Origin of the sequence: Acinetobacter sp. AOR43_HL, from assembly GCF_027854635.1 — a bacterium.
Taxonomy (GTDB): domain Bacteria; phylum Pseudomonadota; class Gammaproteobacteria; order Pseudomonadales; family Moraxellaceae; genus Acinetobacter; species Acinetobacter pittii.
The window spans coordinates 50,823-72,756 of record NZ_JAKTHX010000016.1; the positions used below are offsets into that span (position 1 = coordinate 50,823).

Sequence of the window (21,934 nt, forward strand, 5' to 3'; positions counted from 1 at the left end):
AAGCATGGCTAATTTTATCTCTAATGCATTTATGCTGCCTAATGACCTTGTTGACAAGGGATTTATGGCCCAAATGAGAGGGGCGGCTTTACCGTGCTATTTGTACATTGTTCGCAAAACACGCGGCTGGAATAAAACTGATGATGACATAAGTATTTCTCAGCTTGTGGAAGGCACAGGATATAAAAAAGATGCGGTTTTAGCTGGTATTGATATTTTGCTCGGATTAGGAATTATTGAGAAAATTACCTATGTAAATCGTCCGTCAAACTACACTTTAACTGACAACATTATTGCTGTCGGAAAAACCGACACCGAGCAATCTGCTGTCGGAAAAACAGATAGCGAAACCGAATCTGCTGTCGGAAATTCCGACACCAAAAGTGGTTCTGCTGTCGGAAAAACCGACAAGTTGCTGTCGGAAAAACCGACACACAATAACAATATAAAAACAAATACAAAAACAAAGGGGAATTTTTCAGAAGAATTTGAAATTTTCTGGAATGCATATCCGACTTGCAAACGTAAATCAGATAAATCTGGAACCTTTAAAACTTTTGAAAAATACACTCGTGTAATTTCACTTGAAAAACTCATCGCAATTTTGAATGCATTCAAGTTGGATTCTCAGTGGATCAAAAACGATGGTGAATATATCCCAGCACCTTCGGCATGGTTGAACAAAAAACATTGGGAAAATGATTTCTGGTTGAAAGCTGCTGGTTTGGTTGAGCAACAACCACAATCAGCAGAAACACCTGAATACGCAAATCCACAACGCCGTCACATCCCAACAATGCCAAAACGCTTTAAGGGGATGAACGCATGATCGATTTATTTTCTATCCCGGTTGAGCAATCAGTGCTTGTTACATTGCTAACGGTCGAACAAGGTGCTGGTGAGTATATCGATTCACTTGAGGTTTCTGATTTCTATTCAGACCGTCACCAAATTATTTTTAAACACATCAAGGAGCAGCACGAAAAAGGCGAAGGCCATAACGAGATTTTAATCTGGGAATTAATTCGTTCTCATACGCTTGAAGTTAAGACTGTACCTGAGCAATACATGATTGAGCTAATGTCTGGCGCAGTTGTTTACACAATGCTTGGCAGCTTGGTTAAAAAACTTAAAGATTTCTCTACTCGCCGTAAGATCCAAGAGTTATCAAAAAACATCGGTGTGGTTGCGGTTGATACGGTTAGCTATAGCGCTGAGGCAGCTTTAGACCGAGTTCAGACGTTGGTATCTAGCCTTGATGGTAATTCGCATGAAAACAAGACCATGTCTGCAGGCGATCTATCAAAACAGGTCTTGGCAAACATTCTTGATAAGCATGAAAAGATCCACGCTGGTGTTGAGGTTAAGCGCGGCATTAAAACTGGTTTCTTTGAGTTAGATAACAAGCTTGATTGTATCGATCAAACTGACTTGGTGATTATCGGTGCTCGTCCTTCGATGGGTAAAACAACACTGGCGCAAAACATTTTAAGTGATGTTTCAGTGAATCAAGGTGAACCAGCTCTGTTTATGTCTGGCGAGATGAACAAAGAGCAGATCATGGAACGCCTCATTTCTGGCATAGGTCAAATTGAACTTAAGAAAATTCGCTCTGGCCGCTTTCAGTCTGAGGATGCAGGTTTAATTCACCGTGCAATGACGATTATTGGCAACACAAAAATCGAAATTAACGACCAAAGCGCACCAAGCCTAAGCGACATACGCCGAGAAGCTCGCAAAATGGTCCGTAAGTACGGCAAAGTGGGTTTGATAATGGTTGACTACCTCCAAATCATGACACCGCCTCAGCGCACGGGAAACCCCACTCAGGAGATGGGTGATATTTCTCGTGGACTCAAGAAACTTGCAAAAGATTTTAATTGCCCAGTTGTTGCTTTATCGCAATTAAACCGCTCACTCGAAAATAGACCAAATAAACGCCCAATTATGTCGGATCTTCGTGACTCAGGACAGATTGAACAAGATGCCGATGTGATTTTGTTTATTTATCGAGATGAGGTTTACAACAAAGAAAGTAAAGACGCTGGTATTGCGGAAATCATCGTAGGTAAGGCTCGTAATGGAACGGTTGGGACCGTGCGATTAGCTACCGACTTGGCTAGATCAACTTTTCTTGATTTGGATCCGCAGTATTACCACGCAATGGAGGAAATTGCATGACAATTTTTGAAGCACTAGCATTAACGGTTTTAATTTCAATTGCATTAGGTTTAGCCATAGGTGTTTGGATACTTGTGCGATACATCAAAAATCGCACAAAAGCAGAACAGGAATTTTTAAAACGTCACGGGATTGGTTCTCACTTTGTATGGCAACGCAAATGGGAATCAGATTTCTTATATGGCGATAAGAACAATGACAACTCTGTACCAGAGGCAATTCTTGAAGCTACTGAAAATCGCCGAGGTGAAAATGATCAAGCCTAAATGGGGTAATTATCGTTTTCCAGTTGATAAGAATAAGACTGGTAAAAAACGGACCAATAGAGATCCATCGCCTCAAATTCCAGCATTTTTAATTAAGGGCAAAAATTATGAATGTGATGTTAATACGCTGCTTAGCTGTAGCGTAAACATCATACCGCCGTCAATGAACAATTATTGGCTTGATTCTGGAAAAACCAGTAAGCGTTTAAGTAAACGGGCTAACCATTTTGTTGAGGTGATGAAACGTTTTGTGCAACCACTTCAATACATGGGGGATGTACAGGTAATTATTGATTACCACATGCCAGATAAGAAAGTACGAGACATCGATAATATTTTAAAACCTTGCCTTGATGCTTTAACCAAGTGCGGGCTTATTGATGACGACTCTCAAGTAAAAAGCCTTTCAGTAAACGCTCGTCCAATTGTGGCGGGTGGTCAAATCGATATTCAAGTAAGAAAACATAACACAGGGGCTTAATAAGTATGAATGCAGTTACAGCAAGTCAAGGTCGTAAACATTTTACAGTTGCTATTGATTGGAATGAGCATCCGATTGAATGGCATTTGGAGCAATACGGGTCATGGTTATTGTTGGACGGTAATGGGGAAACCTATTTAGGTTCAAGAGGCATTCTTGGTCATGTCATTGATGCTGAGAATGGTGTGCAAGTTGACCGCCGTTTTAGAGCGCCGCCTCGTTGTAAGATTGATGTGTTTCATGCGATGGCAGTAGAGGATCTATTAAGTCACATGATGGAGACAGAAAATAAAAAGGTTAGGCACTGGATTAAATGCGTGGTTCTTTACCATGTAGATTTCAAGAAGGAAGATGAAATAGCAAAAAAACTTGGTGTTTCTGAATATTCGGTACAACGTGACAAAATGCTTGGTTTGGTTCGCATGGCATCACGCTTCAAGATCAAAAGTAAATTGATGGGGTAATGTTGACAAGCCAGACTGCATTCTGATACTTTTGTGATATGCTGGACGAAGTTATGGTCGATCAGCAAGATTTTAGTTTAAAGCTCACTTTTCAGTGGGCTTTTTATTTGCTTTAGATTTAGTGTTTTTTAATTCTCAATAGTAAATAAAATATTATATTTACTATTGAGAACAATAACTTAATTTGACCAATTCACTTAAAATAGGTATCCTTGTTGAATAAATTTTATTCATCAATAGGTGTCTTATGAAGCATGGGAAATTTTAGGAAGGGAAAGAGGTTTTCTTGAAGGGTTGTAAACAAAGAATGACTCTAGTTTCAATCGATCAAAAGGCTGAAACTGGCTTATGTAAGTGGACTGATCCTAATGTTCCAAAAATCCACCAAGAAGTCTTTAATCTTTCTGACCTTAGAGCAGCAGGATCAAATATAAATTGGGCTGAGGTGAATAAGGAGTTTGAAGCCCAGTCACGATTTAGATGATAGATTTTTAGTTTTTGTTGGCCGAACGGATTACGGCATATATGGCCCCGCTGAATACTAGTTATTGGCGGGGCTTTTATTTTTTCGGGGGATATATGAAAGCTAAAAAACTTTTAGAGAAGCTTGGTGCTAAGGGAATAAAAAAGATTCTTGAGAGTGCACACCAAGAAGCTGTTTATTTTGTGGATGAATGGAATGAGCATTTTAAGGTACATGGGTTTTACACAGATAAGTGTATTGTCGGTGTTCACAATCCACATTCACACTACAAATTGTCAGAATTAAAACAGGCATTGGGTGGCGAACATGGATACAAGCGAAGCTAAGAAAAATTTAAACAAATATTCGGATGAATTAAGCCGCTACCAGAACTTGTCTCGCACCGGGTTAAGCCGTGAAGAAATGCTTGTTATAGATCGAATCATCATTCGACTGAAAAACAAGATTAATAATTTACGGTCCATGTTGAATGCGTGATGCCAAACGATTAGCCGAAGTTCGCAAGCTGCCATGCATGAGATGTGGTGCACCAGCACCAAGCCAAGCCGCGCATTCTAATTCTAGTAAAGACGGTAAGGGCAGATCCATTAAGGCTTGTGACTCTAAAACTGTTTCTATGTGTTTTTCCTGCCATCATTTATTTGATACCTACCAACTAGGCAACAGACAGGAAAGCGAAGAGCTATTTAATAAATGGCTTAAGCGAACCAACGCAATGCTTGAGTCAGAACAAGATTTATTTTGATATGATTTAACCAACGTAATTGGTGTAAGGATTTACAATGGTTAAGCATGTTGATTATGAGGCTGTATATGACGGTGAGAATTTTTCTTTCATCAAAGTATTAATGGATGATGGTTCATATGACCCAATAGCTGGAACAAATGGGCCTTATGGCATCATAACTATTGTTGGATATGAGGTTAGGATTTCGTACCCTGAAAATCTCACACAAGAATTAATAGAGAAAATGGTAAACCAATTTACTAGAAAGAATTAAGCCACCCTCGGGTGGTTTTTAGTTTAATCGGAGCCGAAAGGCTCTTTTTTTGTGCCTAGAAAAAGGAAGCGAGAAATGAAAACCAACCAGAAAGGCCAAGCTGATGTGGTATTAGCCGCACTTTGCTTTCTTGCCATTTTAATTGTCATTGTTTTGATTATGTTTGCATGGCCTCACTATAAAGTGTGGAAGCAAGGCATGAATGGTCAAGCACTATTGGCAGAAGCAGAACAGTCAAAAATGATTCAGGTTCAAACGGCGCGAGCTGAACTTGAAAGTGCCAAGTTGCGTGCAGAAGCGATCAAAACTATTGGTCAAGCTGCAAAAGATTATCCAGAGTACCGCAAACAAGAGTTTATTGGTGCGTTTGGTGATGCTTTACGTGATGGCAAGATTCAACAAATTGTATATGTCCCAACTGAGGCAAACATTCCAGTTTTAGAAGCTGGTAAACGTGCCGCCGTTGATGAATAAGTTATAGGTGGGAATATGGAACCAGCAACATTCCCAATCAATAGTTATTCTGGAATTGTTCAGGTAATTAACTATCTGAACAATAACCACTCCAAAGCAGCCGCAGAAGGCAAACCTTTAGTCGTTAGAATCAATCAGAAGGAAGACGACAGGAGCGCCGCACAAAACCGGCTTTATTGGGCTTGGCTTGAGCAGATCAAGCAAAAGACTGGTAACTCAAAGGATGATCTTCATTTACTTTTTAAGAAAAAGTTTCTTGCCCGGATCTATGTTGAGGGTCGGCAAGAGACTGCAGAAAAGTACATGGCTTTGCAGAACTTTAAAGATGTTATTCAAGCATTCGATGGACCTAAGCGCCGTCAACTTGAAAAGGATTACCAAGTTTTGGTCAATACCTTCATTAAAGACCACCTGCAAAGCAAGAAGGCCACCATTAAAGAATTCACCAAATATCTGGATAAGATCAACATTTATGCACATAGAGACTTGGGCGTGATGTTGATTATCCCGGATGACCTTAAGTGGTGTTATCAAAATGAGCAATGATTCAAATTTGCAAGATGTAGTGCTTAAACTGATAGAGCAAAACAATAAGTTGATTGAACAGAATAGCTTGATCGTCCAAATCAATGCTGAGCAGTCCGCCCAATTAAATGAAGTTCTAATGATGTTTGAAGACGGCGAACCAACACGTAAATCTAAATCATTGGATGGGTGAGCAAGATGATTCCGAAGAGCATTATTAATAATCGTTTGGGGTTTTATGGATTGGATAATCTTGAGCAGCCGCATTTAATGGTTGAGATCGAAACTCCAGAAGTCCAGCGCAAACAATTGGAACTCCGTTTAGTTAAGTTGGTCCAAGAGTATCAACGTAAGGGTTTAGATATCGATTGGATATCCATTGATTTGCTTAATGGTGTGGATGCGCGAGTAAACTTAAATGAAACTCCAAACATTCAAGAACAAGTTACAGACGCTACAGGCACCCGCACAAACCCAGAAGAACCCTAAACAAAACAACTGGGGTTCTGGTCGCGGTGGCCGTCCGTGGCGCCGTCTTAAAGCAAAGATCCATTTACGTGATGAGTGGACCTGTCAATGTTGTGGCGTGGTCACAATGGAACTTGAGTTAGATCACATCGTTAATATTGCACAAGGTGGTAATGATGATGAATCAAACCTACAGAGCTTGTGTGTGCCTTGTCATAGAGAGAAGACATTGAAGGAGAGTAGGCTGTGAATAACAAAAGTATTGAAGATATGGCCCATGATTACATTGTTGCAGCAATCCAATCAGGAAAGGCTGTTCCTAAGGAAGAGATTGAGAAGTTTTGTTTAATTGCGGCTGACTTAAAAGCAGCAGCTAAGAAAGTACAAAAGAATATCGATGAAGATGCTCAGCGTCGTCGATGGTAGGGGGGGAGTCAAAAGTTCTGAGAGCTAAGTGCTCGGACACCGCCCCCCATCTCATTTATAAAAAAATTTCCCTCTCAGAAAAAGTTAAAGCAAAAAGTTAAAATCAAGTTAAAGGTAGAGCAATGGCATTAACAGAGAAAATGGAAAAATTTGCTCTTGCCATTGTTGACGGCAAGACAAATAAAGAAGCAGCAATTTCAGCAGGTTATGCAGAAAAAACCGCATCACAACAGGGTTCCAAATTAAGTAAAGATCCTGAAATTATTGTCTACATCGAAAAGTTAAAGGCTCAAAAAGAAGGGCGCTCTTTAACTTCTGACCAACCTAAGGTTAAACCTGAAAACGAGCCAGAAAATAGCGGTGAAGATGAAACCCCGGTTGATGAATTCCAGTTTGAAGGTGATGATCCTTTAGATTTTTTAATTAAGGTCATGAACTTTAATGGCAATAAACTACCACTAAGAATGCAAGCCGCAATTGCAGCATTGCCTTATAAACACGGTAAAGTAGCTGAAAAGGGCAAGAAACAAACCAAAGAGGAGGAGGCAAAGCAAGCTACGAAATCTAGCAAGTTTGGTACTTTAAATAATCAACTTCCAAGTTAATTAATAATGTGTAAAATAATGGCGAAATAAATTTTATGTAAAACTTATGTGTGAAAATAGCGAAAAATTCAAAGATTTATGTGAAAACCAAGCACTTTATACTAGCTTTGTAATGGTAGGTAATCATTCTATCTATGATTATACTTCTATCATGCTTGAGGAAGTTAATTTTGAATGTGATGTTTGTAATAAAGTTAGACCTTTTCATAACTTAAATAAAGATTTATATGTATTTCGCTTTATAGGAAAAGTTAATAATCTAAATGTAATGGCTGAATTTGAATGTGTTTCATGCAAGTCGCAAAAAAAAACATTTTCTATAGGAGTTGATTATGTAGATGGTTCAGATTTAGCAGGAGAAAAATGTGAGTATAAAATTACAAAATTTGGTGAATTTCCACAAAAAAAACTAACTAAAAATAAAGATTTGGATAAATTTTTTAAAACTGAAATGCAGTTGTATAGAAAAGCAATTGTTTGTCTTGATAATGGTTATGGTATCGGAGCATTTGTTTATTTTAGAAGGCTTATTGAAAACAGCATTATTTCACTTTTAGAAATGATCGAAAAAGATGATGGTGCTGATATAAATATGAAAAAAGCAATCAGTGAGTTAAAAAAAGAAAGCCCAATGTCTAATAAGATTGATATTGCAAAAAATGCTTTACCTCTTACACTTTATGTGCAGGGGAAAAATCCATTGGGTTCGCTTTATAAAATTCTGAGTGAAGGTGTACATAGCTTTACAGATGAAGAATGTTTAATAAGAGCAAAAACAGTTCAAAATTGTTTAGAGTATTTAATAGGTGGTTTAGCAGAAAATAAAAGAAGAAAAGAATTATTTGGTAAAAATTTAAATCTACTAAGCTAGTAATTAAAGTTTATTTATTGAAAAACCGTCTTAAAAAAGGCGGTTTTTTTATAGGAAAAAAATAAATGACCGCAATGCTTACAGAATGGACAACCGCTTGCCCAGACTGGGAGGAGCGTATTGTCAATAAACAGTCGCTCATGCCTTGTGCTCCTTTGTTTCCACAAGTTGCAGACGTTGCCGAGCGTATATTTAAAGAACTTATCCTTGTTGATGTGATGGATAGCCCAAAAATGGGAGATGTCACACTTGAATGGGTTATTGAGTTTGTACGCGCAATCTTTGGAGCTTATGATCCGAAATCAAAACGCCGTTTAATACGTGAATTTTTTCTTCTTATTTCAAAGAAGAATACTAAGTCTACAATTGCTGCAGGTGTGATGCTTGTTGCATTGTTACTGAATGACCGACTTTCAGCCGAGTTAATTATCTTGGCACCCACTAAGGAAGTCGCAGACAACAGCTTTAACCCGATTCGTGACTTTATCCGCGCAGACGAAGAACTCAGTGCAATGATTAATGTCTCTGAGCACACAAAGACAGTTACACACTTAGGAACTGGTGCAACACTCAAAGTTATCGCAGCGGAATCCAATGCGGCAGCAGGCAAGAAGGCCTCAATCATTCTAATTGATGAGGTCTGGCTTTTTGGTAAGCGTGCCAACGCTGAATCAATGTTTCGTGAAGCAAAAGGCGGTCTGACTTCACGGCCTGAAGGCTGTGTAATTTATCTGTCTACGATGTCAGATGAAGTGCCCTGTGGTGTGTTTAAGCAGCTTTTAGATTATGCCAGAGATGTACGTGACGGAATTAAAGTTGATAAAAGTTTTCTGCCACTTATTTATGAATTCCCTAAGCATCTAGTAGAAGCTGGCGAACATTTAAAACCTGAAAATTTTTATATTACAAACCCAAACTTGGGCGCATCGGTTGATCTTGAATATCTAATTTCGGAATTTAACAAAGTTAAAGATGCTGGTGAAGAATCTCTTAGAGACTTCTTGGCCAAACATTTAAACATCGAAATTGGCATGAATTTACGTGCAAATCGATGGGCTGGTGCAGAGTTCTGGAATCAACAAAAACATGTTTTTGGGCTTGATCAGTTAATTGAGCAATCTGATGTCATCACATTCGGGATTGATGGTGGTGGGCTGGATGATTTGCTTGGAGCTGCTGCATTAGGGAGATTAAAAAAAGATCCTCGTATTTGGTGGCTTTGGAACCATGCATGGGCAAATAAAGTTGCTTTAGAGCGCCGTAAAGAAAACATCCCAAAGTACCAAGACTTTGAAAAAGAGGGAAGTCTGACTGTAGTTGAGAAAGTTGGCGAAGATATCGACCAATTGGCAGCAATTGCCAAGAAAGTCTATGACAGCGGCAAGCTTTATAAAATTGGACTAGATCCACTTGGTTTAGGTGGCTTACTTGACGGGTTGTTAGAAGTTGGAATACCAGAAGAGTCGATGCTTGCTGTTCCACAAGGCTACAAGTTGATGGGTTATATCCTTACAACAGAAAGAAAACTTGCAGAGGGAAATTTATTTCATGCAGGTCAGCAACTCATGACTTGGGCAGCGGGAAATGCGCGTGTCGTAATGGTTGGTAATGGGATGCGAATCACTAAGCAAGAATCAGGGGTGGGGAAAATTGACCCTTTGATTGCAACATTTAATGCCGTGGCTCTAATGACCATGAACCCTGAGCCAACAAATAAAGAATACAACGTCTATTTTTTCTAAATAATTTTTAACTTAAAGCCCGCAAATAGCGGGCTTTTTCTTTTTAAAGGAGAGCTTAATGCCTGCTCTACAGAAATCATTTGGCTCTTTTGAAATTAAGAGCACGAACGAGGAAAAGCGAACTTTTAAAGGGATTGCAAGCACACCAAATGCAGACCGCGCAAAAGACATCATGGTCCCAAGTGGGGCTAGGTTCGAGCTTCCAATGCCACTTCTTTTCCATCATGAGCACAGTGCTCCGATTGGACAGGTCATTGATGCAAAGGTGACTGATAAGGGAATCGAAGTAGAGATTCATATCCCAGAAATCATAGAAGAAGGGAACTTAAAAGCCCGTGTCGATGAAGCCTATCAAAGCCTCAAGTATGGATTAGTTAAAGGGCTTTCAGTTGGGTTTTTAGCCGATTGGGAACAGGCCCAATTTATTGAAGGTGGTGGCATCCAGTTTAACGAATGGGAGTGGTACGAACTCTCACTGGTGACCATTCCATGCAATCGCGACAGTTCAACAGATTATTCAAAAGCTTTCGAGGAATACAAAGCCGCGTTGGGCAATAAACCTCAGAAACCCGCAGCAGATGGCGTTTCATCTGAGCAAAAACACGTAATCGTAAAACTTGGTAGCCCAACTAAGGGTGGAGTATCTCTATGAATAAATATTTAAAACAATTGCTTGATGCGTTGGCAAAAAAACAAGCAGAAAAGCAGGGTGTTATCACTAAGGCATTAGATGATCAGCGCACACCCAACGAAGAAGAAGAAGGGCAAATTACTGCTATTGATGAAGAAATTGCCACAATTCAAAAAAATATTGATCGTGTAAAAGAAATGATCAAGCAGGCCGAAGAAGCTGGGGAAAATGGAACACCTGTAGCAGGTGGCAGTCCAGAAGAGGCTGCTAATACCGCTGGTGGTGGTAATCCAGCACCACGTGTTGAGGTTGAATCCAATCTTGAAAAAGGTGTTGGTTTTGCAAAATTTGTAAAGTGTCGAATGATTGCCTCAATTGAAGCGAAGAAGGGCAATTATAAATCAGCAGTTGATGTTGCTAAAAGCTTAGGTGAGCCGCCAGAGGTAATTGCTTTAATTGAAAAGGCCACTCTAGGTACAACGACTGATGCTGGTTTTGCTTCACCATTGGTGCATACAAACCGCTTAGTAGGTGAATACATTGAATTGCTTCGCGCTAATACAGTGCTTGATAAGCTGCAATTCCGAAAAGTTCCATTTAATGTTGAAATTCCCGCGCAGGCGACAGGTTCTATGACGGCTTGGGTTGGTGAGGGCGAGGCCAAGCCTTTAACTAATCCAACTTACGCAGATGTCAAAGTCGGCAAGCATAAAGTAGCTGCAATTGTGGTTTACACCCTTGAGCTTTTAGAGGGTAGCGATCCAGCAGTTGATGTATTAATTCGTGATGACTTGGTTGCTTCATCTGCTCAATTCACTGATGCTGAATTCCTTAGCGCTAGTGCAGGAACCACCAAAAAGCCAGCAGGTCTTTTAAATGGCGTTACGCCAATTACTTCAACAGGTAATACACCTGAAGCAGTTGCTAATGACTTGCGCGCTTTACGTGCTCAGTTCCTATCTAACAACCTTTCTCTTGCTGGTGCTTACTACCTTATGAGTGAAGTTAAGGCTGCAGAGCTTGCAGATATGCGCGATGCTTTAGGCAATACCTACTTTAAAGGCATGGAAGCAGGACTTAATCAGAAGACCTTAGGCGGCATCCCAGTTATTGAATCTGAAACTGTGGGTGATGTGATTATTCTTGTTAAAACATCTGAAATTCTGATGGCAGATGGTGGACAAGTTGAAATTGCTTACTCTGATCAAGCAACCTTAGTTGATGGAACAACTGTTCATAACTTATGGCAAGAAAACAAATTTGCGATTCGTGCTGAACGTTTTGTTTCTTGGGCTAAACGCCGTCCGATTGCTGCAAGCTTCATTCAATACACTTAATTGATTGAATCTATTGATTAGAAAAAACAGCCCTTAATTGGGCTGTTTTTATATCTAAACATCACAATTGTTTAGCTATAGGAACAGTCTCATGAAAATTGAATATTTAAAGCAAATGCATGATGCCAATGTTGGTGACATAAAGGATGTACCAGACTTGGCAGCAAATGTCCTAATTAAAATAGGTGTTGCAAAGCCTTATGAAGAGCAAAAAAAGGCAGCCGCTAAACCTAAAAAAGAAGTAAAACCAATCGAATAAGGTGGTAATTATGGGCATTAGAGACTGGTTTAAAGGTAAAAAAAGCCTCCAAAGTGTCCATACTTCTGGGCAAAATGTTTGGAATAGTTTAACCGTTCAAGAGCCATATTCTGGCGCATGGCAGAAAAATGATGAATTAACACGCACTGAGCTGACAGCGTCCGATGCTGTATTTTCTTGTGTGAGCCTTATTTCTAAAGACATCGGCAAACTTCCTATTGTACTCAAAACTAAAGTTGATGGTGTTCTGGTACATGTTGACATCCCAGAAAAGCTTCGGGTGTTAAAAAAGCCAAATAACTATCAGACATGGCAACAGTTTCAAGAACAATGGACATCAAGTCTATTATTGCGCGGCAATACCTACGTTTGGAAATTACGCGATGCCTTTGGTGAGGTTTATCGAATGGTGGTTTTAAACCCCGATTTGGTAACACCGCTAATTGATAAAAATGGGAATGTCTTTTACCAATTAAGTAAGGATTGTTTGACTCAGGCAGAATCTGAAATTCTACCAGCTTCTGAAATTATTCATGATCGGATTAATACTTTTTATCATCCATTAGTAGGGCTATCACCAATTATGGCGTGTGGTGTAGTTGCAAAAATGGGGGTGAAAATCCTGAATAATGCTGCAAACTTCTTTGGAAATGGTAGTAGACCGGGTGGAATTCTGGTTGCTCCCGGTCCAATCGCAAAAGAAAAGGCAGAAGAAATTCAAGCGAGATGGAATCAAAACTATTCTGGGTCTAATTATGGCAAAACTGCTGTGATTGGTGATGGAATGACTTATACAGTTTTAGGTATGAGTGCTGCAGATTCCCAAATGCTTGAGCTTTTAGAAATGTCAGGTCGTGTTGTTTGTAGTGTATTTAATGTCCCTCCCTTCAAGATAGGCATTGGAACTGTTCCAGATGACCCAGAAAAGGCAAACGGTATTTATTATTCTGATTGCTTGCAAGCATTTATCGAATCTCGTGAAAACTTGATTGATGAAGGATTAAACCTAGAGTCATTTAAGGTAGAAAGCTTTCTTGATATTGACACTTTAATACGTATGGACTCGGAAAGATTCCACAACATGATTCGCGAAGATGTCAAAGGCTGTATTTTAACGCCAAATGAAGGCCGAGCAAAAATTGGAATGCTTCCTGTTCTTGGTGGTGATGCAATTTATATGCAACAACAAAACTTCTCACTTGAGGCACTTTCAAAGCGGGATTCTAAAGACGATCCATTTGGAAAATCTGAATCGTCATCTCAAAAAACAAATGATGCTCAGAAATCTTTTGAGTCACTTTATCAAGGCGTTTTTTCTGTTAATGAAAAATATCAAATGGGCCAATTTGTGACCCATAAAGGAAGTCTGTGGCACTGTGAAAAGGATCATACTGGCGAATTTGATCATAAAAACTTTAAGTTGTGCGTGAAGGGAGCTAAATAATGTCAATTACAGATTTGGCCACTGTCAAGGCTCACTTGCGGTATGACTCAAACGACAATGATTTAGAGCTAGAAGCATATAGAGAAGCAGCAGAACAAGCCGTCTTAGATTATGTGACCGATGAATTTGCAGATGGCAATTATCCAAATCAATTTAAAGTAGCGGTTCTTCTTCTGTGCGGTTATTACGATAGCAATCGAAATCTTGAAAGCGAAATGCTGGTCGATGGCAATTATTTACCTCCACCTGTTAGAGCCTTGCTCTATAAATTTCGAAATCCTACTGCTATTTGAGGTATTTATGGGACAGAAAGCAAGCGACTTACGTCACCGCATCACCATTCAAAAGCCCATACAAACTCAAGACCCAAACACAGGTAAATTGATTATCACATGGTTAAATTTCATAACAGTTTGGGCAGAAGTTACTGATCTTTCAACTCGAGATGTTATTGCAGCCAAAGCAGCCAATAGCTCGATACAAGCCCGTGCAAAAGTGCGATATAGCAGCGCTACAAAACAAATTAACAGCACTATGCGGGTATTATTTGGTGGTTACTATTACAGAATTGATGGTAACCCTATGCGAGATCCAGACTCACGCCGTGAGTATTTAACCATCAACTTATCTACAGGCGAAAAAGCATGGAATGGGTGATTTATGGCTACTCAAATACATGGCTTGGAGCCTGCATTAAGACGAATGCGGGCAATTGGTAATGACAAGACTGTAAAACGTATTGCCCGTAAAGCGATGCGGCAGGCAATGAACATTGCAAGAGATGCAGCTCGTCAAAAAGTTAAACGCCTAGATGATCCAACCACTCCAGAAAAAATCTGGAAAGAAATTGTGGTTCAAAATGGCCGGAGTAGAAATAAAAACACTTTGGTTATGCGCGTGGGGGTGCGTGGTGGTGCACGTATCCCATATACAAACAATGCTCAAAATAGACGTGCTGGGCGTGTTGGTCAAACTTACCAAGCGGACGGTCGAGTCTTTTACTGGCGATTCCTTGAGTTAGGCACAAGTAAACAACCTGCTACTCCATTTTTACGCCCTGCTTTATACGAAAACATTGAACAAGTTACCGATAAATTTGTTCAGGTGTTTAATTTTGAACTCAGCGTGGTTTTAGGTACAGCTTAATGATTGATGTTCCAATTTTTAAATTAGCCAGAGCAGATCCAGCGGTTAAGGCTCTACTTGAAAACGATAATATTTTACGTGTCTGGAAGTTTGGATTAGCTCCAGATGAGCCAGAAACACCGTATGTTACTTGGCAAACAATTTCTGGTGATTCAAATAGCAACCTTGATTCACGTCCTGTTTCAGATAATGCAATTATTCAAATTGATGTATATGCAACTGATGAGGAGGTTGTTGAGCAGGTTGCAAAAGCAATTCGCTTCGCAATTGAACTTGATTGTTATGTGGTTCGTTATGGCGAGGCAGATAAGGACCCCGTAACAGGAATGCCCCACTATTCTTTTGATGTTAGCTGGATCGTAAACCGCTAATAAAACTTAAACCATATTTTCACTTAGCACCCATTTCGGGTGCTTTTTTATGCCTAAAATTAAGGAGCGCTCTTAATGGCTAATGTTAAAACTCAAAAAACACAGTTATTTACTGTGTTAAATGGTCAAGTGGTTCGTTTTGTTTGCTCTAAACGGATTGACTTGGGGCAAGATTCATTTCAAAAAATTGATGTAACTTGTCTTGATGCAGAATCAAAACAGTATGTTCGCGGTATGCGTGATCCTGGTGAAGGTGCAGTAGAAATCGATTACGATGATACGAACACCAGTCATGACAAATTAATTGAAATTGCCGAATCCGGAGAGATTTTAGAGTGGCATGTTGGTTCGGGTCATGCTTCCACCGCTCCAACTTATGATGCTACTACCGGTATTGATTTGCCAGAGGATCGTATGTGGTGGTCATTCAAGGGTTATATTAATCCTACTGCACCTAATGCATTTGAAGTCGATTCTGTAGTTGGTTATTCATTCACATTGATTCGTACTTCTGGCGTAACTCCAACTAAACGCACGGTGGCTCCATAATGGCTAAGATCAGCATTACAGACTTAAAGCAGAGTGTAACTACTCTAAACGTTCCAGTTAAAAAAGCCGTCAAGTGGAATGTTGAAGTGACTGAAAGCAATATTGGGTCACTTAAAAAATTGACGAAAAACAATTCATTAGAACTTGGTGATATTGTTGAGCTTGAAGCTGATATTTTTGTCAAAAAAATGAACTTCAAGGAAAGTCGAGAGGCATCCAAGGCAATTGAATGGGATCTTAATTATGAGAATCTTGAGGATTCAAAGGTTAAGAAAATCGACTCAACTCACATGCAAGCTGCTCAATTACTTGGTTCAATTTGCTCAGATCAAAAGGGAACACCTTTTTTCTCAAGTGTTAATGACATCTATAAAGCAGAGCCTAGTTTAATAAATGCTATGTATGCTGCTGCTGATGAAGTTAATAATTTTTTGGGAAAGTCTCGGAAGAAGAGCTTGCAGACAGAGAACTCCTCATTGAACTCGTCCTCAATGGAATCGGTGGAAGCACTTTAGCAGAAGCCGAATTAAACATTAGTCATAAAGAGTTGATGGAATGGAGAGCCTATCGTCAAAAATATGGCTCTCTTTTCTTCGGTCGCCGTTTAGAGCAAAGCTTTGGAAGCTGGATGGCACATTACACAGGCTTCAAAGTTAAAGAGGGAACAAAAGTAGACCCTTATATATTTATGCCTCATGAAACGCCACCAGACGATGACAATTCATTGTCATTAGAGGAATATCTAGAAAGGTTCCATAGTAACTAGCCCTGCCATAAAGTGGGGCATGTGACATTTACATACCGTTTTGTTAAATTGAAGAAAATTGAAAAACGGTGTGTAAATGAATAAGTTTTTAATTATTGTCATTCTGGGCTGTTTGTTACTTGGATGTGGAAAAACAGAAGAAGAAAAACTTAAGGATGAGAGGCAAAAACTTGATTTGCAAGTCCAGAAATTAGTTAAAGATAAATTAAAAGATGGCGATACAGCTAAGTTTCGTAATCAATGGGAGCTATGCGGTGAGGTAAATGCTAAAAATAGTTTTGGCGCCTATACTGGCTTTCAGCGCTACATAATCACAAAAGAAAAAATATACTTTGAAAATGATTATAACTCTGACCCAACATCTATAGCAGCCTTCAATCAAGTTTGGAATTCTGACTGCAAATAGCAGTAAACATTAATTTTTAAAAACCCCGCTAATTAGTGGGGTTTTTTATTGCCCGGAGAAAAGTAATGGCCACAACTTCACTTGGCAGATTAACACTGGATCTAGTGGTTCAGACGGCTAGTTTTTCAGAGCCACTAAGTAGAGCTGAACGGCAGGCGCGAACATCGAGTCAAGGGATTGCTAATTCTTTAAATATTGCTGCTATTGCTGTAAGTGCATTGAGTGGAGCAGTGGCTGGTCTTTCAGTGGCTCAGCTTGTTAATTTTAGTGATCAAGTTATTCAGACTGGAAATGATATTCAAAAGTTTTCAAAACTTGCGAATGCTTCAGTGCGTGAATTTCAGTATTACGCCAAAGGGGCAGAAACTGCTGGAATTTCATTGGAATCTTTTGCAGATAAAATGAAAGACATGCAGGATCGTATAGGCGATTTTCAGCAAACAGGTGGTGGGCCTTTAGCTGACTTTTTCACCAATATTGCCCCTAAAGTTGGGGTAACTATTCAACAGTTTCAGAAATTATCAGGACCTCAAGCGTTACAGCTATTTTATAATTCTTTAGAGAAAGCTGGCGCGTCAACAAATGACATGAAGTTTTATATGGAAGCAATCATTTCTGATTCTTCTTTGTTAATTCCATTGCTTGAAAAAAATGGTCAAGGTTTTAAGAAGTGGGGTGATGCCGCTGAAAAGGCTGGCGCTATCATGTCTGATGATTTAGTTAAGAGCTTAGCAGAAGCAAAACAAAACCTCCAGTTAATGGATCTGCAATGGCAGGGAGTCGAGGCAAGACTTGTAAATAGTGTTGTTCCTGCTATCGAAACGGTTATAGAGAATTGGGATGATATTAAAGCGGTAACTATTGCCGTATCTGCTGGCATTGCAACTAGATTTGTTCCTGCTTTGGTTGTCGCTACATATCAACTTGGGCAAACTGCTATTTTTGCTGTCCGCGCTGGTGTTGGCTTGGCAAGTTTTGCTAGGAATGCTGGAGCTACTGCTAGTGTTATGGCTTTACTTGGTGGTCCAGCCGGCATAGGCATGCTTCTAACACAGTTGGCCGTTGCTGGTGGCGCCTACTATCTGATGACCAAACAGACTCAAGATGCTACAGGAGCTTTAGAAGATCAAGGCTTGGTGGTTGATGAGCTTAGAGACAAGTACAAAAAACTAACCGCTTCACAGCTAGCCATTAAAAGCATTGAGGCAAGTGAAGAAATTGAAAAACAGACTAAGGAGCTAAAAAGTCTTTTTACGGCTTTAGAACAATTTGAGAATGACTTGAAAGTTCAAGGTGATACCAAACAACTTAAAGGAATTCAGTTGTATCTTAATAGCTTAAAAGAGGGTGGTGATAAGGCAAAAAAAGCTTTTGCGGAACTTCAAAAACAAGGCTTGGTTAGTGATAGTACCCTTGCATTTATTGCAGAATTAGATACAAAAATTAATGCTGCAAATAACTCTATAGATCGTCAAAAAGAGATCCAAAAATTAGTTAAAGATGCAACCAATGATGCAACAAAGGCACAGCAAGACCAAGCAAAAGCTGTCAATGAATCTGCAAAAGCTTGGATGTCTTTAACACAAAAACAGCGAGAATATATTAATCAGGCCAACAAGGATGCTTTGCGTGAGAAGTATATTCAGGAAAATATGCGTGTAGGCGGTTGGACTAGAGAGAAGGCTGAATTTTTTGCTGATGCTCAAGCTAATACCAATGAAGAAAATGCATATAAAATTAAATTGCCAAAAGCGGTTGCTGATGCAGCACTTAATAGCTTTAATCGCAAAAACTATACTTTTGGGAAAGCTGAGTTAGAGGCAATTGCTCGTGCACAAGGTATTGCTAAGGCAAATAATTTTGCTCAGATTGAAAGTTTGTATGGTTTGCCTGCTGGAACATTAGCAGCCTTGATTCTTCAAGAGTCTGGGGCGAATGCTGGAGCAAAAAGTCATACTGGGGCAACAGGTCTTTTTCAAACTACTAGCGTGTTTAGAAAACAGTATGGTCTTAATGCCAAAAGTTCGATTGAAGAAGTTGCAACAGCAGCGGCTAAAGACTTATCTAAACATTTGGCTGATTTTGGAGCCATGGATAAAGCACTCATGGCCTACAATGCAGGTGCAGGTGGCTTAAGGACCTATTTAAAAGGTGGTCTATCAGATAGCAAGCGTAAAGAGGTTGCTGGTTACGCACCGGGTTTCCAGAAGTGGTTCGCCGGAGTATCTGGAAAATCTACTGTAGACAATTCAATTTTAATGCCCACACAGGCAGATCAACTTGAATTAATTAATAAGGCTGCTGAATCTCAAAAAGCCATTGATGATGCTAAAAAAGATGTCGATGCTCGGTATTACACCGAAGCTCAACGACTTGCAAAAGAGCATCAAGATAATATTGAAAAGATTACCTTCGCCTATGCTGGAACACCACAGTTAAAGGAAAAATTGGCTCAAGAGAATGCTTTATATGCCGCTCAAATTGCAAAACTTGAGTCCGATAAAAAGGAGGAGTACAACCAGTACTTTGCTTTTGAAACTGATCGAATCAAGCAGATTGAACAAAACTTTGATCGACAAAAAGAGTTAATCGACTCTAATGCCGAGTATGAGTACGGGAAATCGAAAAAAGCTTTAGAGATTAAAGCTGCTCTTGAGCGTCAAAAACAAGCTGAAATTGCAGCTGTAAAACGCGAAGAAGATGCACAAATTCAGTCGGCGTTTGAGGGTTATCTTAATCAGACTGAAATTGTAGTGAAGCGCTACCAACGTGAACGTGAAGAAATACTTCAAACTTATAGTTTAAGTAAACGTGTTCGCGAAGAGATGGCAAAATCTAAGGATTATGCAATTTTTGAAACTTTAAACCAAGCTTCTGACAGCGTCTTTCAAGTTGGTCAGAACTCTGCTCAATCTCTATTTAATAGACTTAATCCTGAAGAGTTTTCAAAGTTTAATTTGCAAAATCAATATTCTTCGGATTTCGGAGGGCTCAAAACATCCTACAACGATGAAGTTGCTGGAATAAGTGCAATATCAGATGAGAATCTTCGCAATTCTATGCTTTTAGATGCACATGAGCAGTATTTGCAATCGAAAGCCGCACTTGATGCAGATTACGCACAAAAAGAGCGTGATTTGGATCAACAGAATTTTGAAACCAAGATGCAAGTTTATTCGCAAATTGCTGGAATGACTGGGCAGGTCTTTTCAGACATGACCGCACTATTAGAGCAAAGTGTTGGGAAGTCAAATGCACTTTACAAAACTATGTTCTTTGCCTCTAAGGCTGCTTCAATAGCTCAAGCAATTGTTAATACGGAGGAAGGTGCTACTAAGGCACTGGCGCAAGGTGGCGCTTATGGGAGTGTTTTGGCTGGAGTTGTTAGGGCAACAGGTTACGCTTCAGTTGGCATCATGGCAGCTCAAACAATCCAAGGTATGGCCCACAACGGTATAGATAATATCCCGCGTGAAGGTACATGGCTTTTAGATGGTGGTGAACGTGTATTAAACCCTCAACAGAACAAAGATTTGACGAATTATTTAAATAATCGTCAAAACGGGTCTAGTGAGGGCAATGTGCAAATCAGCCAACAGATTACGTTTGCTGATGGGTCCGCAAACGTCAATACACAAGGGCAAAAGCAAATTGCTGAATCTCTGAATAATGCAATGGATGCTTGGGCTAGACGAGAAAGCCGTCAAGGCGGTGTCTTGTTTAATCTTGTGAGACGTTAATTACCCAAGTTTAACCACTTAAAACCAAATAAACCCACTCTCTTGAGTGGGTTTTTTAATGGGAGTACAAAAGTGAAAAAGTACATTATGACTTTTCTGCTTGCTTTATTGATTGCTGTAGTTTTCTACATAAGTGCAAATTTAATTGATTTTAATCTAATTGAATATGCAACGGGTTTCGTCTTTGGATTGTCATTCACCCTCATTTTTAAAAAACAATCTAAGAGTTCTAAAGCTGCAGAGCTACTAAACAAACATGTAAAAGAATGGGCAGTTCGTGAAAGTAGGCGGGCAGGTTTATTGGCTCCAGATCAAGATACGAAGGATCTAGAAAGTTGCAAAAAACGTTTTAAAGATAGTCCGGTAAGTATGAAAGTTGAGTGGTCAAAAAAAGATGAGTAATCGTAAATTCACTTGGTGCCAAGATTTAGAGGGTAATTCAGGTTCACAGCGCTTTAATACGTTATCAAGCAAATTTGGCGATGGTTATGAACAGAACACTTCGATTGGTATTAATAACCGATCTGGTGAATGGACTTATCAAAGAACGGCTTATAAAGCCGAAATTATGCAAATCAAAGCATTCTTTGACCAGCATAAAGGTGCTGACTCGTTTCTTTGGGATTCGCCTTTAGATGGTGAGGTTCGAGTTAAAACAGGTGAATATCAACCACGCTGTTTGGGTGGTGATGTTTGGCAAATCTCAACGACATTCACCCAAGTTTTTTACCCTTAATTTAAACCCCTTTAAAGCCCCTTTTTAGGGGCTTTTTTATGCGAGTAAGAAAATGACGATTCAAACAGTAAATCTAGGTACGGCACCGACTGGCGCAGGTGGGGATACATTCCGCTCTACTGGCGCAAAAATTAATGAAAACTTTACTAATAATACTCATGCTGCTAGTCGATTGGTTGGTACAGCTACAGGCAATGTGATGGAGGTTGGCGCTTTTGGAGTTGGAAAGTCAATTCGATTAGGTAGTCAAAAATTATCAACATTGAGGGGAAATGGTAATGCCTTTTATTGGCAAAATAATGGTGATAATGTTTCAAGTGCTGGAGACTATCCTGACAATAGTTCTCAGGCAATTATTAATTTAGATCTTAACGACTCAACTGATGCTTGTGCGCAATTAAGCATAACGCATAACTCCGATTTTTATGTCAGGTCTGTAAACTGGAATGTAAATACGTTTCAGCCGTGGCGTAAAATCTTGTCATCAAAAAATACAACTGTGGATGCAAATGGTTTCATTAAGTCAGCATCACCCGTTGTTAAATTGTTTGCAGATAAAAT

General features: G+C 39.5%; 32 protein-coding genes and 1 pseudogene. 32 read left to right on the forward strand and 1 reads right to left on the reverse strand.

Annotated features, from left to right (window positions below):
- Positions 1 to 4: 4 nt before the first annotated feature.
- The 6 genes from MKL33_RS06710 (at position 5) to MKL33_RS06735 (ending at position 4,202) form a co-directional block, all read left to right on the forward strand.
- Positions 5 to 829 carry a replication protein gene (locus MKL33_RS06710; protein WP_001273372.1) on the forward strand — a complete coding sequence of 275 codons (825 nt, stop codon included), beginning with the start codon at positions 5 to 7 and terminating at the stop codon, positions 827 to 829.
- Entirely contained in the window at positions 826 to 2,181 is a 1,356-nt protein-coding gene (gene dnaB / locus MKL33_RS06715) for a replicative DNA helicase (protein WP_106919130.1), read from the forward strand. Before MKL33_RS06710 ends, dnaB begins: the two co-directional genes overlap by 4 nt.
- Positions 2,178 to 2,447: a hypothetical protein gene (locus MKL33_RS06720; protein ID WP_024436865.1), complete on the forward strand. Its 270-nt coding sequence runs from the start codon at positions 2,178 to 2,180 to the stop codon at positions 2,445 to 2,447. The genes dnaB and MKL33_RS06720 overlap by 4 nt, the downstream gene beginning before the upstream one ends.
- The gene (locus MKL33_RS06725; protein ID WP_270906702.1) at positions 2,434 to 2,928 is read left to right on the forward strand and encodes a RusA family crossover junction endodeoxyribonuclease; all 495 of its coding nucleotides are present in this window, start codon (positions 2,434 to 2,436) and stop codon (positions 2,926 to 2,928) included. The genes MKL33_RS06720 and MKL33_RS06725 overlap by 14 nt, the downstream gene beginning before the upstream one ends.
- Before the next feature lie 5 nt (positions 2,929 to 2,933).
- Positions 2,934 to 3,392: a hypothetical protein gene (locus MKL33_RS06730; protein ID WP_270906703.1), complete on the forward strand. Its 459-nt coding sequence runs from the start codon at positions 2,934 to 2,936 to the stop codon at positions 3,390 to 3,392.
- Between the two features lie 579 nt (positions 3,393 to 3,971).
- On the forward strand, positions 3,972 to 4,202 hold the full coding sequence (locus tag MKL33_RS06735) for a hypothetical protein (protein ID WP_017724764.1): 231 nt from the start codon (positions 3,972 to 3,974) through the stop codon (positions 4,200 to 4,202).
- Between the two features lie 127 nt (positions 4,203 to 4,329).
- Here MKL33_RS06735 and MKL33_RS20625 read toward each other — a convergent pair whose 3' ends face one another.
- Positions 4,330 to 4,464, reverse strand: a complete 135-nt coding sequence (locus tag MKL33_RS20625) for a hypothetical protein (protein ID WP_017724763.1) — start codon at positions 4,462 to 4,464, stop codon at positions 4,330 to 4,332.
- A 194-nt stretch (positions 4,465 to 4,658) separates the two neighbouring features.
- Here MKL33_RS20625 and MKL33_RS06745 point away from each other — a divergent pair, with 194 nt between their 5' ends.
- The 26 genes and pseudogenes from MKL33_RS06745 to MKL33_RS06870 all read left to right on the forward strand — a co-directional run.
- Positions 4,659 to 4,877, forward strand: coding sequence for a hypothetical protein (locus MKL33_RS06745; RefSeq protein WP_000238616.1), 219 nt, complete (start codon positions 4,659 to 4,661; stop codon positions 4,875 to 4,877).
- A gap of 75 nt (positions 4,878 to 4,952) precedes the next feature.
- Positions 4,953 to 5,351 (forward strand): hypothetical protein, encoded by a 399-nt coding sequence (locus MKL33_RS06750; protein WP_038338986.1) that lies wholly within the window; start codon positions 4,953 to 4,955, stop codon positions 5,349 to 5,351.
- A gap of 15 nt (positions 5,352 to 5,366) precedes the next feature.
- Complete coding sequence (locus MKL33_RS06755) at positions 5,367 to 5,897, forward strand: hypothetical protein (RefSeq protein ID WP_000433061.1); 531 nt, start codon at positions 5,367 to 5,369, stop codon at positions 5,895 to 5,897.
- The gene (locus tag MKL33_RS06760; RefSeq protein WP_110958304.1) at positions 5,887 to 6,069 is read left to right on the forward strand and encodes a hypothetical protein; all 183 of its coding nucleotides are present in this window, start codon (positions 5,887 to 5,889) and stop codon (positions 6,067 to 6,069) included. The genes MKL33_RS06755 and MKL33_RS06760 overlap by 11 nt, the downstream gene beginning before the upstream one ends.
- A 5-nt stretch (positions 6,070 to 6,074) precedes the next feature.
- A complete protein-coding gene (locus MKL33_RS06765; protein WP_270906704.1) occupies positions 6,075 to 6,365 on the forward strand; it encodes a hypothetical protein in 291 nt (96 codons plus the stop codon).
- Positions 6,295 to 6,594 carry an HNH endonuclease gene (locus MKL33_RS06770; RefSeq protein ID WP_270906705.1) on the forward strand — a complete coding sequence of 100 codons (300 nt, stop codon included), beginning with the start codon at positions 6,295 to 6,297 and terminating at the stop codon, positions 6,592 to 6,594. The genes MKL33_RS06765 and MKL33_RS06770 overlap by 71 nt, the downstream gene beginning before the upstream one ends.
- Entirely contained in the window at positions 6,591 to 6,770 is a 180-nt protein-coding gene (locus tag MKL33_RS06775; protein WP_270906706.1) for a hypothetical protein, read from the forward strand. The genes MKL33_RS06770 and MKL33_RS06775 overlap by 4 nt, the downstream gene beginning before the upstream one ends.
- Positions 6,771 to 6,892: 122 nt before the next feature.
- A complete protein-coding gene (locus MKL33_RS06780) occupies positions 6,893 to 7,375 on the forward strand; it encodes a terminase small subunit (protein ID WP_001219093.1) in 483 nt (160 codons plus the stop codon).
- Positions 7,376 to 7,421: 46 nt separating this feature from the next.
- The gene (locus tag MKL33_RS06785) at positions 7,422 to 8,246 is read left to right on the forward strand and encodes a hypothetical protein (protein ID WP_000333402.1); all 825 of its coding nucleotides are present in this window, start codon (positions 7,422 to 7,424) and stop codon (positions 8,244 to 8,246) included.
- A gap of 65 nt (positions 8,247 to 8,311) precedes the next feature.
- A complete protein-coding gene (locus MKL33_RS06790) occupies positions 8,312 to 9,988 on the forward strand; it encodes a terminase large subunit (RefSeq protein WP_270899764.1) in 1,677 nt (558 codons plus the stop codon).
- A gap of 58 nt (positions 9,989 to 10,046) precedes the next feature.
- Positions 10,047 to 10,640, forward strand: coding sequence for an HK97 family phage prohead protease (locus MKL33_RS06795; RefSeq protein WP_135536460.1), 594 nt, complete (start codon positions 10,047 to 10,049; stop codon positions 10,638 to 10,640).
- Positions 10,637 to 11,956 (forward strand): phage major capsid protein, encoded by a 1,320-nt coding sequence (locus MKL33_RS06800; RefSeq protein ID WP_162208173.1) that lies wholly within the window; start codon positions 10,637 to 10,639, stop codon positions 11,954 to 11,956. Before MKL33_RS06795 ends, MKL33_RS06800 begins: the two co-directional genes overlap by 4 nt.
- Positions 11,957 to 12,047: 91 nt before the next feature.
- Positions 12,048 to 12,215 carry a hypothetical protein gene (locus MKL33_RS06805; RefSeq protein WP_171071154.1) on the forward strand — a complete coding sequence of 56 codons (168 nt, stop codon included), beginning with the start codon at positions 12,048 to 12,050 and terminating at the stop codon, positions 12,213 to 12,215.
- Positions 12,216 to 12,225: 10 nt separating this feature from the next.
- Positions 12,226 to 13,659, forward strand: coding sequence for a phage portal protein (locus MKL33_RS06810; protein ID WP_270906707.1), 1,434 nt, complete (start codon positions 12,226 to 12,228; stop codon positions 13,657 to 13,659).
- On the forward strand, positions 13,659 to 13,952 hold the full coding sequence (locus MKL33_RS06815) for a head-tail connector protein (protein WP_000028576.1): 294 nt from the start codon (positions 13,659 to 13,661) through the stop codon (positions 13,950 to 13,952). The genes MKL33_RS06810 and MKL33_RS06815 overlap by 1 nt, the downstream gene beginning before the upstream one ends.
- A 7-nt stretch (positions 13,953 to 13,959) precedes the next feature.
- Positions 13,960 to 14,316: a phage head closure protein gene (locus MKL33_RS06820; RefSeq protein WP_270906708.1), complete on the forward strand. Its 357-nt coding sequence runs from the start codon at positions 13,960 to 13,962 to the stop codon at positions 14,314 to 14,316.
- A 3-nt stretch (positions 14,317 to 14,319) separates the two neighbouring features.
- A complete protein-coding gene (locus tag MKL33_RS06825) occupies positions 14,320 to 14,805 on the forward strand; it encodes an HK97-gp10 family putative phage morphogenesis protein (RefSeq protein WP_270906709.1) in 486 nt (161 codons plus the stop codon).
- A complete protein-coding gene (gp17, locus tag MKL33_RS06830) occupies positions 14,805 to 15,176 on the forward strand; it encodes a tail completion protein gp17 (protein WP_000568015.1) in 372 nt (123 codons plus the stop codon). The genes MKL33_RS06825 and gp17 overlap by 1 nt, the downstream gene beginning before the upstream one ends.
- 75 nt (positions 15,177 to 15,251) lie before the next feature.
- Positions 15,252 to 15,725 (forward strand): phage tail tube protein, encoded by a 474-nt coding sequence (locus tag MKL33_RS06835; RefSeq protein ID WP_000024425.1) that lies wholly within the window; start codon positions 15,252 to 15,254, stop codon positions 15,723 to 15,725.
- Positions 15,725 to 16,240 carry a phage tail assembly chaperone family protein, TAC gene (locus MKL33_RS06840; protein WP_001074130.1) on the forward strand — a complete coding sequence of 172 codons (516 nt, stop codon included), beginning with the start codon at positions 15,725 to 15,727 and terminating at the stop codon, positions 16,238 to 16,240. Before MKL33_RS06835 ends, MKL33_RS06840 begins: the two co-directional genes overlap by 1 nt.
- Positions 16,241 to 16,272: 32 nt before the next feature.
- Complete coding sequence (locus MKL33_RS06845; protein WP_000970840.1) at positions 16,273 to 16,491, forward strand: hypothetical protein; 219 nt, start codon at positions 16,273 to 16,275, stop codon at positions 16,489 to 16,491.
- Between the two features lie 76 nt (positions 16,492 to 16,567).
- On the forward strand, positions 16,568 to 16,897 hold the full coding sequence (locus MKL33_RS06850) for a hypothetical protein (RefSeq protein WP_001031956.1): 330 nt from the start codon (positions 16,568 to 16,570) through the stop codon (positions 16,895 to 16,897).
- Positions 16,898 to 16,962: 65 nt separating this feature from the next.
- A complete protein-coding gene (locus MKL33_RS06855; protein WP_270906710.1) occupies positions 16,963 to 20,637 on the forward strand; it encodes a transglycosylase SLT domain-containing protein in 3,675 nt (1,224 codons plus the stop codon).
- A 72-nt stretch (positions 20,638 to 20,709) separates the two neighbouring features.
- Positions 20,710 to 21,039: a hypothetical protein gene (locus tag MKL33_RS06860; protein WP_002011302.1), complete on the forward strand. Its 330-nt coding sequence runs from the start codon at positions 20,710 to 20,712 to the stop codon at positions 21,037 to 21,039.
- Positions 21,032 to 21,373, forward strand: a complete 342-nt coding sequence (locus MKL33_RS06865) for a phage tail protein (protein WP_032033220.1) — start codon at positions 21,032 to 21,034, stop codon at positions 21,371 to 21,373. The genes MKL33_RS06860 and MKL33_RS06865 overlap by 8 nt, the downstream gene beginning before the upstream one ends.
- Before the next feature lie 52 nt (positions 21,374 to 21,425).
- Positions 21,426 to 21,934, forward strand: a pseudogene (locus MKL33_RS06870) (hypothetical protein); the annotation flags it as partial.